General features: G+C 72.3%; 9 protein-coding genes. 5 read left to right on the top strand and 4 right to left on the bottom strand.

The window, feature by feature from the left end; all coding sequences use genetic code 11:
* The first annotated feature begins 17 nt into the window (after positions 1 to 17).
* The 3 genes from AB0F81_RS21015 to AB0F81_RS21005 are packed head-to-tail and all read left to right on the top strand — an operon-like array spanning position 18 to position 2,535.
* Positions 18 to 995 carry an ABC transporter ATP-binding protein gene (locus AB0F81_RS21015; protein WP_360199664.1) on the top strand — a complete coding sequence of 326 codons (978 nt, stop codon included), beginning with the start codon at positions 18 to 20 and terminating at the stop codon, positions 993 to 995.
* Positions 992 to 1,753 (top strand): ABC transporter permease, encoded by a 762-nt coding sequence (locus tag AB0F81_RS21010; protein WP_360199662.1) that lies wholly within the window; start codon positions 992 to 994, stop codon positions 1,751 to 1,753. Before AB0F81_RS21015 ends, AB0F81_RS21010 begins: the two co-directional genes overlap by 4 nt.
* Positions 1,750 to 2,535 carry an ABC transporter permease gene (locus tag AB0F81_RS21005; protein WP_360199660.1) on the top strand — a complete coding sequence of 262 codons (786 nt, stop codon included), beginning with the start codon at positions 1,750 to 1,752 and terminating at the stop codon, positions 2,533 to 2,535. The genes AB0F81_RS21010 and AB0F81_RS21005 overlap by 4 nt, the downstream gene beginning before the upstream one ends.
* A gap of 22 nt (positions 2,536 to 2,557) precedes the next feature.
* Here the strand turns inward: AB0F81_RS21005 and ndk are convergent, their stop codons facing one another.
* Positions 2,558 to 2,974 (bottom strand): nucleoside-diphosphate kinase, encoded by a 417-nt coding sequence (ndk, locus tag AB0F81_RS21000; RefSeq protein ID WP_360199658.1) that lies wholly within the window; start codon positions 2,972 to 2,974, stop codon positions 2,558 to 2,560.
* Positions 2,975 to 3,125: 151 nt separating this feature from the next.
* Here ndk and AB0F81_RS20995 point away from each other — a divergent pair, with 151 nt between their 5' ends.
* Entirely contained in the window at positions 3,126 to 6,686 is a 3,561-nt protein-coding gene (locus tag AB0F81_RS20995; protein ID WP_360199656.1) for a VOC family protein, read from the top strand.
* 27 nt (positions 6,687 to 6,713) lie between these two features.
* Here the strand turns inward: AB0F81_RS20995 and AB0F81_RS20990 are convergent, their stop codons facing one another.
* From AB0F81_RS20990 to AB0F81_RS20980, 3 genes are read right to left on the bottom strand one after another with little or no spacing between them, the layout of a single operon-like run.
* A complete protein-coding gene (locus AB0F81_RS20990; protein ID WP_360199654.1) occupies positions 6,714 to 7,109 on the bottom strand; it encodes a DUF4233 domain-containing protein in 396 nt (131 codons plus the stop codon).
* The gene (locus AB0F81_RS20985; RefSeq protein ID WP_360199652.1) at positions 7,106 to 8,431 is read right to left on the bottom strand and encodes a folylpolyglutamate synthase/dihydrofolate synthase family protein; all 1,326 of its coding nucleotides are present in this window, start codon (positions 8,429 to 8,431) and stop codon (positions 7,106 to 7,108) included. The genes AB0F81_RS20990 and AB0F81_RS20985 overlap by 4 nt, the downstream gene beginning before the upstream one ends.
* Entirely contained in the window at positions 8,428 to 11,058 is a 2,631-nt protein-coding gene (locus AB0F81_RS20980) for a valine--tRNA ligase (protein WP_360199650.1), read from the bottom strand. Before AB0F81_RS20980 ends, AB0F81_RS20985 begins: the two co-directional genes overlap by 4 nt.
* 74 nt (positions 11,059 to 11,132) lie before the next feature.
* Between AB0F81_RS20980 and AB0F81_RS20975 the strand changes: the two genes are divergently transcribed.
* Positions 11,133 to 11,819 (top strand): hypothetical protein, encoded by a 687-nt coding sequence (locus AB0F81_RS20975; protein WP_360199648.1) that lies wholly within the window; start codon positions 11,133 to 11,135, stop codon positions 11,817 to 11,819.
* Positions 11,820 to 11,972: the final 153 nt, after the last annotated feature.

Raw genomic sequence — 11,972 nt, 5'->3', positions numbered from 1 at the left:
CCCTACCGTCGGCGGCCATGGGAAGTGAGTACGCGATCGAGGCGGACGGCCTGCGCCGCACCTACCACACCCGGACCGGCTGGCTGCGACCCCGGCGGACCGAGGTGGAAGCGGTCCGGGGCGTGGACCTGACGGTCCGCCGCGGTGAGCTGTTCGGCCTGCTCGGACCGAACGGCGCCGGCAAGACGACCACCATCAAGATGCTCAACACGCTGCTGATCCCGACCGCCGGCACGGCCCGGATCTGCGGCTTCGACGTGGTCACCCGCACCCGGGAGGTACGGCGCCGGATCGGCTACGTCTTCGGCGGCGACCGCGGCCTCTACGACCGGCTCTCCGCACTGGACAACCTGCGCTACTTCGCCGAGCTGTACGGTGTCCCGCCCCACCAGCAGAAACCCGCCATCGCCGAACTGCTCGAACTGGTCGGGCTGACCGGCCGGGAACACGAACGGGTCGAGGGCTACTCGCGCGGCATGCGCCAGCGGCTGCACATCGCCCGTGGCCTGCTGCACGACCCGGACGTGCTGTTCCTCGACGAACCGTCCATCGGGGTGGACCCGGTCGCCGCCCGTGAGCTGCGCCGCACCGTCGCCGGGCTCGCCGCCAACGGCACCACGGTCGTGCTGACCACGCACTACATGGCCGAGGCCGACGAGCTCTGCGACCGGATCGCGGTGATCGCGGACGGCCGGATCCAGGCGCTCGGCACGCCGGCCGAGCTGCGGCGCCGGGCAGACGGGCGACGGGTCGTGGAGGTGGAGGCGTACGGCGTCCCCGACTCCGCGATCTCCGCCCTACGGGGGCTGCCCGGCGTACGCGAGACCGCCGTCGAGGAACGCGGCACGCTGCAGCTGCTGACCGTGCAGTCCGACGCGCACCTGGACGTGCAGGGTGACGTGCTGCGCGAGCTCGCCGGGGTGCGGCTGGGCCGGGTCAACAGCCGCGAGCCCACCCTGGAGGACGCGTACGTGGCGATCGTGAACGCCGCATGAGAGCGCTCGTGATCGGCACGCTGATGCACGCCAAGCACATGAGCCGCTCCCCGTTCGAGGTGGCGCTGGCCCTGGTCATCCCGGTCGTCCAGGCCACCATGGCGGTCCACCTGTTCCGGGCCGGGGACGAGCCGCACCGGCTGCTCGAGGCGGCGGTCGGTGCCGGGCTGATGGGGGTCTGGGCGTCGGTGCTCTCCGGATCGGGCGGTGCGGTCCAGAACCAGCGCTGGCTCGGCACCCTGGAGATGATCATGATGGCGCCGCGGCGGCCGGTGACCGTGCTCCTGCCGATCACCACGGCCACCGCGGTCACCGGCACCTACGCGCTGCTCGCCACCCTGCTCTGGGGCCGGCTGCTGTACGGCATCCCGCTCGATGTGGCCCGCCCGTACGCGTTCCTGGCCGCGACCGTCGCCTGCGTGGCCGGGCTGGGGATGTTCGGCCTGCTGCTCGCCTCGACGTTCGTGCTGCTCCGCAACGCCAACGCCCTCGCCAACCCGCTCGACTACCCGATCTGGCTGCTCTCCGGGATGCTCGTGCCGATCAGCGTGCTGCCGTCCTGGACCGCCCCGATCGCCGCCGCCCTGCCCACCACCTGGGGCGCCCGTGCGGTGCGGGAAGCCACGGTCGGCGGGCCGGTCTGGCCGTCCATCGGCGTCTGCCTCGCCCTCGGCACGGCCTGCCTGCTGCTCGGCGCGTACTGCCTCACCTCGTTCGAACGCCGCGCCCGCGCGGCCGCAACCCTGGCGCTCTCATGAGAACACTGCGGCTGATCACGACCGGGGGCGCGCTCGCCTACCGCGCCCTGTTCAACTGGACCACACCCGCCATGTACGCCGGGACGCTGCTCGCCGGCCCGACGTTCCAGCTGTTGTTCTTCGCCTACCTGGGCCGGCAGCTGCGGGTGGCCGACGACGCGTTCTTCATCGTCGGCAACGCCGTGCTGGCCGCCTCATCGGCGTGCGTCTTCGGCGGGACGATGGCGGTCGCCAACGAGCGTCGCTACGGCACCCTCGGCCATGTGCTGCTGTCGCCGCGGAGCCGCACCGCGATCTTCTGGGGGCGGGTCCTTCCGTACGCGGGGAACGGCCTGCTGATCGCGGTCTTCACGCTGACCGCCGGATCGCTGCTGCTCGGCCTGCGGATCCCGGTGAATGCGCTGCCCGGTCTCGGGCTCGCGCTGGCGGCCGGCTCGCTGGCCTGCGCGTTCTTCGGCCTGACCCTGGGCGCGCTGGGCCTGCGCTTCCGTGACGTCTTCGTCGTCTCGAACGTCGCGGTAGCGGTCCTGCTGCTGCTCACCGGGGTGAACGTGCCGCGCGGCGAGCTGCCGCCCTGGATGATCGGTGTCGGACACGCACTGCCGATCACCCATGCGGCGGAGGCGGCTCGGCTGCTCGCCGCCGGGCGCGGCCTGGGTGCTGCCGCGCCCGCACTGCTGACCGAGCTGCTGGTGGCCGCCGGATATGCCGTCCTCGCCGCCGCCCTCCTCACGATCTTCGAGGCGGAGTCGCGGCGGCGGGCCAGCCTGGAGACCCTCTAGCGGGCCGGAGTCCGGGGACTCGTCAGAGCTTGGGGAACCAGAGGGCCAGCTCGCGCTCGGCGCTCTCCGGCGAGTCGGAGGCGTGCACCAGGTTCTCCCGGTTGGACAGCGCCAGGTCACCGCGGATCGTGCCGGCCGCGGCCTTGCGGCCGTCGGTCGCGCCGATCATGGCGCGGACCACCTCGATCACCGAGTCGCCGGAGAGGATCAGCGCAGCCAGCGGGCCGCTCGTCATGAAATCCTTCAGCGGCGGGTAGAAAGCCTTGTCGACGTGCTCGGCGTAGTGCGCGTCGGCCAGGGAGGCGTCCATCGTGCGCAACTCCAGCGCCTCGATGACCAGGCCTTTACGCTCGAAACGGGAGACAATCTCGCCGAGCAGGCCGCGGCGGACCGCGTCGGGCTTGATGAGCACGAGCGAACGCTCGGTGGTGCTGGACACGCGGTTCCTCCGTAAAAGACGACAGCCCGACACGCGGGAGGTTCAGCCTATCGGTACCGCGATCGCCGGCGGGCGGTGATGCCCGGGCCGGCGCACTTTCGCCGATCCGCCGGCGGGCCATAACCTGACGGGAACAACCGGGAGGTCCACAGTGGCGAACCAGACCGGCCGGCCCATCGCCCCGGCACGCAAGCTGGTGGCGGCGGTCATGGGCACGCTTGCGGTCTTTGTGATCGTTTTCGGGCTGGGCATGTCGAGCATGGCGGTCGCGTTCTTCGGCGTCGCCGTTCTGGCGCTGGCCATCGTCCTGGCCGCGGTCAACCTGTCCAGCCGCCGCGGCGGCCGGGCGACCGTGGCCGGGAACGCCGAGGTCAAGTCGATCCCGCCGCCGCCGCTCTCCTCGGCGTACGGCCGGGCCGAGATCGAGGCGATCGTGGTGGCCCCCGGCCTCGGCACGTTCGAGACGGTGATCCGCGAGTCCCGCGTCCCGGTCGCGAAATGGCCGGCCGTCGGCGCGACGGTGCCGATCACCGTGGACGTCGACGACACCCGCCGGGTCCGGGTGAACTGGAACGACGCCCCGGTCCGCGAGGAGGGCGCCGACCCGCCGCCCCCGCCCGCCCCGTCCGCCTTCGCGGCGACCGACGGCATCGACGACGACGTGCTCGGCGCCGACGACCCGGCCCCGTGGGAGGGCCGCGACCGCGACTGGGTCTTCGACACCGAGGAGCCGCCACCCCCGCCGCCACCGGCCGCGCGCGCCGGCTTCGGCGAGGCCCGGTCGACGACGCCGGTCGTGGTGCGCGACACCCCCACCGGCACGATCGTCGAGGGCCACGTGGTCGGCACCGACGAGGAGCCGCCACCACTGCCCCGCCGCGCCGCGGGCGCGTCCCGCTTCCGCCAAGCCGCGGCCCCGCCCGACGACGACGCCGCCGAGCCGGACGACGCCCCACCTCGCGACTCCTTCATCACCGGCACGGAGGACCCGGCGCCCCCGCCCGGCGCCACTCCCACCGGCCCCACTCCCGCTGCCGGCGCCGCTCCTGCGAGCGCCGCTCCCACCGGCGCCGCTCCCACCGGCGCCGCTCCTGCCGGCGCCGATTTCGCCGCCAGCGCTGCTCCTGCCAGCGCCGCTCCTGGCGGGCCTGAAGCGGCCGGCGCCGAGCCCGACGCGGCCGGTGCTGCTCCCGCCGAGCCCGACCACGTCACCGCCGCCAAAGCCGCCGGGGCCGCTCCCGCCGGTGAGGCGAATCCGTCAGACCCGACCGCTGCCGGGGCTTTCGGCCCCAGCCCGACCGGCACTCCTAGCCCGGCCTCGGACTCTGCCCCCGGCCGCTCGGGCAGCAGCACCTCGGGCGCCCCTGACGCCGGCACAGCAGACACGGCTGGTCAGGGCGCCGGGTTGGCCGGCGCAGCCGGCTACGGCGCCGACATGGCAGGCACAGCCGGCCACGGAGCCAGCACGACAGGCGCGGCCGGCCACGGCGCTGGCACGACAGGCGCGGCCAGCCACGGCACCGGCACGGCAGGCGCGGCTGGCTACAGTCCGTCCGGCGGTTCCGCCTCGCCCTACAGCCGCCCCAGCACGACCTCAGGCGCTCCTGCCGCAGGCACCGCCGGCTATAGCCCGGCCGGAACGCCGGACCCGGCTTCGAGCTCCGCTTCCGCATACAGCCGCCCCGGCCCCACGTCCGGCGACAGCACCACCGACCCCGGTGCGGCAGGCTCGCGTGGCTACGACCGGCCGGGCACGGCTTACAGCGGCCCCGGCTCGACGTCCGCCCACAGCCCGGCCGGCGTCTCGGAGCCCGCTTCCCCCTACAGCCGCCCGGAGTCCGATTTCCCGGAAGGCGGCGCGGCGGGGGCCGCGTTCGCCGCTGCGAGCAGCGGATACGCCCCCACCGGCACGACCACGCGCACCACAGCGGGCCGCCCACCGGGCACCCGCCCCAGCCCTCGACCGCGAAACGGCTCGGCCACCGCGACAGCCGAGCGGCAAACCCCTTCCGGTACGCCCGACGAGTCCCCCACCGGCCAGCAGACCGCCACCGGCCGCCCGCCGGCTCAGCGCACCTCGGCCGAGTCCAGCCCCGACGCCGATCCACTGATCGACCTGCCGCTCGAGGAGGAGGAACCCGCCCAGCGAACCCCTCCGGCCGACGCCACCACCGCCTGGGCACCCACCGGCCAGCCGTCCCGGGCCACCAGGGACGAGCCGGACACGATCGCGTGGACCGCCACCGCACCCGGCCCTGAGGCCCGCGCCACCGACGAGGCCGACACGCAGCCGGTGGGCGGCTTCACCGCACCACCGCAGTCCAGCGCAGAGCCGCCACCGGCACCGTCCACCTCGTCCGGCCGGACCCGCTTCTTCGCCCAGCCCGGCGAGCCCACCGATCAACTCCCCCGCCAGGACACCCCGTCCGAACCCGACGACCAGGCGCCCACCGACGCGCCCACCCCGGCTCCCGGCAGCACCCGCCCCGAGCCCACCCCGACCGCTTTCCGGGCGGCGCCGCACGCCGAGCCCACCGCGACGTCCACCCCGTCCCCGGTCTCCGGGCCACCCACCGCGCCCGCTCCCGACCGGCCGTTCCCCAGCGCTCCACCCCCGTCGACGCCCTACCCGACCGGCCCGGCCACCCCGCCGACCGCCTACGACGACATCGACATCCCGCTCGACAGCGCCCCTGCACCCGGCCGCCCCGCCGACAGCCCTCCGAACGCCGACGGCATCGACATTCCGCTGGAAGGCAGCCCCGACCCGGCACCCGAAACCACGCGCCCCGCCTCGACTGCCATGGCCGACGGCATCATCGCCCCACCGGCCGAATCCATCCCGGAAACCACCCCGCCGCCGGCCACCAGCCCCATGCCCGAGGCCGGCACGGCAACGCGCCTCACGCCAGAGATCCCAGCCGACGACGCGCCGGCGACCGGACCCGCAGGCACCACACCGGAGGCCCCAGCCAACAACGCGCCGGCGACCGAACCCGCAGGCACCACACCGGAGACCCCAGCCGACGACGCGCCAGTAAACGAGCCCGCAGGCAGCACACCGCCGGCAGCCACTCCGGCCCCCGGCCCCACACCCCCCGCCGGCATCGGCAGTTGGGCAGGCACCGCTGCCGCCGCCGCAGCCGGCGCCGCAGCGGGCGCGTCCGTCAGCGCCGCAGCCGGCCGTCGCGACTCCGGCAAACCCGCCGAAGCCGCCCCGCAGACCGAGGAACCACCCCCCGCGGGCAGCCCCTGGGGCAACTTCGGCGGCCGCTCCGAACCCGACGAAAGCACCGCCGACCTGATCACCGCCTACCCGAGCGCCCGCCCCAGCGCGGCCAGCGCGATCCACGGCGTCGGCATCACCGTCCTGGTCACCGACCTGGCCCGGTCGATCGCCTTCTACCGGGACGTCCTCGGCTTCTTCGAGATCGACAGCGGCGAGAGCAGCGCCGTGCTCGCCTCCGGGGACACCCGCCTGGTGCTGCGCACCGTCCGCAGTCTTTCCGCGGAGGCCAGCCGGCTGATCTACCTGAATCTGGAGGTGGGTGACGTCGAGGCGGTCCACGAGGACCTGCGCGCCAAGGGTGTGAAGTTCGTGCAGTCCCCGTGCGTGGTCAACAGCGGCGACAAGCTGGAGCTGTGGTCCGCCACATTCCGTGACCCGGACAACCACAACATCGCCATCACCCAGTGGCGAGCGGCTCGCTGAGCGCCGCGCCCCGCCAGGGGCGCGGCCTCAACCCAGGATCGTCCGGCGTACGTGGTAGTTGTACGCCCACGCCAACCCGAAGATCACGCCGATAGCCGCGAGTACCCAGTGCAGCACCCCGCCGACAAGCAGCAGCCCCTGCAGGACGGCACCGGCGGGCCACGCCCAGCTGCGTTTCATGCTGCCGGCCAGCACGATCGCCACCACCACCGCGACGGAAACCGCGGCGATCGCCGGACCACGGCTGTCGCCCGCGATGACGGCGAGCGGGGCGATCGCCAGGAGCAGGACGATCGCCTCCATCGCCAGAGTGCCGGCGCCGAGCCCCCGTACGGCTGCCTGGGGGTTGCGCAACCCGGAAGGCCGCGCCGCGGCTGCCGGCCGGTCCTCCGCGGGCGTCGCGCTCTGCTCCGGCTCGGTCATCGTTTCAGCAGCTTCCGTGCGTCAGCGACGGTCACCACCGAGCCGGTGATCAGCACACCGACGCCGCTCATCTCGCCGGACGCGTCCTCTTCGGCGAGCACCACGGCCTCCTCGATGGCGTCCGGCATGGTCTGCGTGACCGTGACCCGGTCCTCGCCGAAGACCGCGATCGCCAGCTGCGCCAGTTCGTCGGCCGGCATCGAGCGCGGCGAGCTGTTCTGGGTGACGACGATCCGGGCCACGACCGGTTCGAGCAGGTCGAGCAGGCCGGTGACGTCCTTGTCGCCGAGGACCGCGAGGACCGCGACCAGGTGCCGGAAGGTGAACTCCTCCTCCAGCGCGGTGACCGTGGCGGCCATCCCGTGCGGGTTGTGCGCGCCGTCCAGCAGGACGGTGGGTGCGCTGCGAACCCGTTCGAGCCGGCCCGGCGAGTCCACCTGGGCGAAGCCTTCCCGGACCAGGTCGACCTCCAGCTGCTTGCCCGCGCCGGCGCCGAGGAACGCCTCGACCGCGGCAAGCGCCGTGGCGGCGTTCTGGGCCTGGTGCGCGCCGAACAGCGGCAGGAAGATCTCGTCGTAGACGCCGCCCAGCCCCTGCAGGGTGAGCACCTGGCCGCCGACGGCCTGGGCCCGCTCGATCACCCCGAACTCGCTGCCCTCCCGGGCGAGGGTGGCGCCCATGTCCGCGCAGCGTTCCAGGATCGGCCGCATGGCCTCCTCGTTCTGCAGCGCGGTGATCACGGTGGCGCCCTTGTGGATGATGCCGACCTTGTGCCAGGCGATGTCCTCGATGGTGTCGCCGAGCCATTCGGTGTGGTCGAGCCCGATCGGCGTGAGCACGCAGACCCCGGCCTCGATGACGTTGGTCGCGTCCTCCTCGCCGCCGAGTCCCACCTCCACCACCGCGATGTCGACCGGGGCGTCCGCGAACGCCGCGTACGCCATCGCCGTGGTCATGTCGAAGTAGGTGAGCGGTTCCGGGTTGCGCGCGTCGATCAGGTCGGCGAGCGGCGCCACCTCGTTGTACGTGGTGACGAGCCGCTCCTCGGAGATCGACTCCCCGTCCAGGCTGATCCGCTCCCGGACCGTCTCCAGGTGCGGGCTGGTGTAACGCCCGGTGTGCAGCCCGTGCGCCCGCAGCAGCGCGTCGATCATCCGCGCCGTGCTGGTCTTGCCGTTCGTGCCGGTCAGGTGGATCGCCGGGTAGGCCCGTTGCGGGCTGCCCAGCACGTCCATCAGGTCCCGGATCTTCTGCATGTCGAAAACCATGCGGGTGAAGCCGCGCTCGTTGAGCGCGGCTTCGACCTCGGTGTACTCGCTCATGCGGCCGGCAACGCCTCGAGCGCGGCGGCGATCCGGACCAGGTCGGCCTCCGCGGCCGCCAGCCGCTCCTTGATCTTCGCGACCACGTGGTCGGGGGCCTTGCCGACGAAGGCCTCGTTGCCGAGCTTGGCCCGGCACTGGGTGGCCTCCTTCTCGGCGGCCGCGCGGTCCTTCTCCAACCGAGCCCGCTCCGCTTTCACGTCGATCGCCCCGCGGGTGTCGAGGTCGACCGAGATGCCGCCGGTCACCGCGAGGGTGGCGGTGGCGGTGAAGTCGCCGCCGGGCGTGTCGAGCCGGGCCAGCGAGCGGATCAGCGGCTCGTGCGTGTCGATGCCGACGTTGCCCAGGCCGGTGAGCGCCGCGGCGACCCGCTGGCTCGGCTTGAGCCCCTGGTCGGAGCGGAACCGCCGGACCTCGGTGACCACCTTCTGCAGGGCGGCGATCTCCTCCTCGGCGGCGTCGTCGATCAGGGCCTGGTCGACGGCCGGCCAGGCGGCCCGCATCACGGTCTCGCCGCCGGTCAGCGCAATCCACAGCTCCTCGGTGACGAACGGGATCACCGGGTGCAGCAGCCGCAGCAGCTGATCGAGCACGTGCCCGAGCACCCGGCGGGTGGCGTCCCCACCTTCGGCGAGCACCGGCTTGCTCAGCTCGACGTACCAGTCGCAGACGTCGTCCCACGCGAAGTGGTAGAGGGTGTCGCAGACCTTCGCGTACTCGTAGTTCGCGAAGTAGCCGTCCACCTCCGCGGTCACGTGCTGCAGGCGGGACAGGATCCACTTGTCGACGGCGGAGAGCTCCGACGGCGCCGGGAGGTCACCGGAGACCGTCGCGCCGTTCATCAGCGCGAACCGGGTGGCGTTCCAGAGCTTGTTGCAGAAGTTGCGGGAGCCCTGGCACCACTCCTCGCTGATCGGCACGTCGGAGCCGGGGTTGGCGCCGCGGGCCAGGGTGAACCGGGTGGCGTCGGCGCCGTACCGGTCGATCCAGTCGAGCGGGTCGACCACGTTGCCGAACGACTTCGACATCTTCTTGCCGAACTGGTCGCGCACCATGCCGTGCAGGTTGACCACGTCGAACGGCTGCTTGCCGTCCATCGCGTACAGCCCGAACATCATCATCCGGGCGACCCAGAAGAACAGGATGTCGTAGCCGGTGACCAGCACGCTGGTCGGGTAGAACTTCTCCAGCTCGGCGGTCTTCTCCGGCCAGCCCAGCGTGGAGAACGGCCACAGGCCCGAGGAGAACCAGGTGTCGAGGACGTCCTCGTCCTGGCGCCAGCCGTCACCCGACGGCGGCTGCTCGTCCGGTCCGACGCAGACGACCTCGCCGTTCGGCCCGTACCACACCGGGATGCGGTGGCCCCACCACAGCTGCCGGGAGATGCACCAGTCGTGCATGTTGTCGACCCAGGCGAAGTACCGCTTGGACAGCTCGACCGGCTCGATCTTCACCCGCCCGTCGCGGACCGCGTCGCCGGCCGCCTTGGCGAGCGGCCCGGTCTTGACGAACCACTGCAGCGACAGCCGCGGCTCCACCGTGGTCTTGCACCGCGAGCAGTGCCCCACGGAGTGCACGTAGGGACGCTTCTCCGCAACGATCCGGCCCTGCTCACGCAGGGCGGCCACGATCGCCGGTCGCGCTTCATAGCGGTCCAGGCCTTCAAACGGCCCGGGTACGGTGATGACGGCCCGTTCGTCCATGACGGTCAGACTGGGCAGACCGTGCCGCTGGCCGATCTCGAAGTCGTTCGGGTCGTGGGCGGGGGTCACCTTCACCGCGCCGGTCCCGAAGGACGGGTCGACGTGCTCGTCGGCCACGATCGGGATGCGGCGGCCGGTCAGCGGCAGCTCCACCTCGGTGCCGATCAGGTGCTGGTAACGCTCGTCGTCGGGGTGCACCGCAACGGCCGTGTCGCCGAGCATGGTCTCGGCCCGGGTGGTGGCGACGACGATCGCGTTGTCACCCTCGCCGTAGCGGATCGAGACGAGCTCGCCCTCGTCCTCGGTGTGCTCGACCTCGATGTCGCTGAGCGCGGTGAGGCAGCGTGGGCACCAGTTGATGATCCGGTTGGCCCGGTAGATCAGCTCGTCGTCGTAGAGCCGCTTGAAGATCGTCTGGACGGCCCGGGACAGGCCCTCGTCCATGGTGAAGCGCTCACGCGTCCAGTCGACGGAGTCGCCGAGCCGCTTCATCTGCCCGAGGATGGCGCCGCCGGACTCGGCCTTCCACTCCCAGACCCGCTCCACGAACTTCTCGCGGCCCAGGTCGTGGCGGGACAGCTGCTGCTCGGCGAGTTTGCGCTCCACCACGTTCTGCGTGGCGATGCCGGCGTGGTCCATGCCGGGCAGCCACAGCACCTCGAAGCCCTGCATCCGCTTCAACCGGACCAGGGTGTCCTGGATCGTGTGGTCGAGCGCGTGGCCGACGTGCAGTGAGCCGGTCACGTTCGGCGGCGGGATGACGATGGTGAACGGCGGCTTGTCGCTCTTCGGGTCCGCGGTGAAGTAGCCCTCCGATACCCACCGCTCGTACCGCCGCTGCTCTACCTCGCCCGGCTGGTACTGGGCGGAGAGGCCACCGGTGGGCCGGCTGTCGGGGGTACGGGTTTCGGTCGCATCGGTCACCCGACAAGTCTACGGAGCCTTCCCGAGCGCCCGGTATTCGCACCTCCTCCGTCGGGGGACGATACGCTTCGCGGATGTCCGATCGCGGCCAGCACACTCCCCCGTCCGCCGACTCCCCCGCCGCCGGGGACGAACCGATCGAGATCAACGAGACCCCGTTCCGGCTGGCGTCCGAGGACGACGCCGACCCGTCCGCCGCGGAGAACAGCCGCAAGGTGCGGAAGGTGGTTCTCGGCGCGCTGCTGGTCGCCTCGCTCGCCGGGGTGGGCACGCTCGGCTGGTTCGGGCTGAAGGTCAACTCCGAGCGGAACACGACGCTCTCCGCCCCGCCGAAGATCGGCTCGCTCACGCTGAACAGCAGTGAGGACGCCACCGCGACCGCGGACTACCTGCAGGGTGCGCTCTCCGCCGAGGTCAGCATGGACAAGACGGTCGGTGGTGTCTACACCACCGCCGACGGCAAGAACGTCCTGTTCTTCGGGGGCACCACCCTGCTCTGGTCCCCGGAGAAGGATCTCGACATCTCGTTCGAGCTGATCTCCGACGAGGAGGGCGCGGTGACCGGCCTGCACGAGGTCGACGCCGGCGATCTCGGCGGCGTCATGAAGTGCGGTGTCACCCATTCCGAAGGCACCGACCTGACCGTCTGCGGCTGGGCCGACCACGGGAGTCTCGCTCTGGCGATGTTCCCCGAACAGCCCGAGTCCACGGCCGCCCCGCTCATGCAGGAGATCCGCAAAGCCACCCAGACCCGCGACTGACCTTCGTGTGAGGTTGTGGTGCGATACCGCGCCCCAACTTCACGCGTTCTGGGCAGCAAAAAAGAAAGGCCCACCCCGTGTGGGGTGGGCCTTTCTATCACGTTGAGTCCGGCGGCGTCCTACTCTCCCACACCCTCCCGAGTGCAGTACCAT

Origin of the sequence: Actinoplanes sp. NPDC024001, assembly GCF_040638955.1 — a bacterium.
Taxonomy (GTDB): domain Bacteria; phylum Actinomycetota; class Actinomycetes; order Mycobacteriales; family Micromonosporaceae; genus Actinoplanes.
Note: the sequence above shows the minus strand (reverse complement) of the source record. Positions and strands in the feature narration are given on the sequence as shown.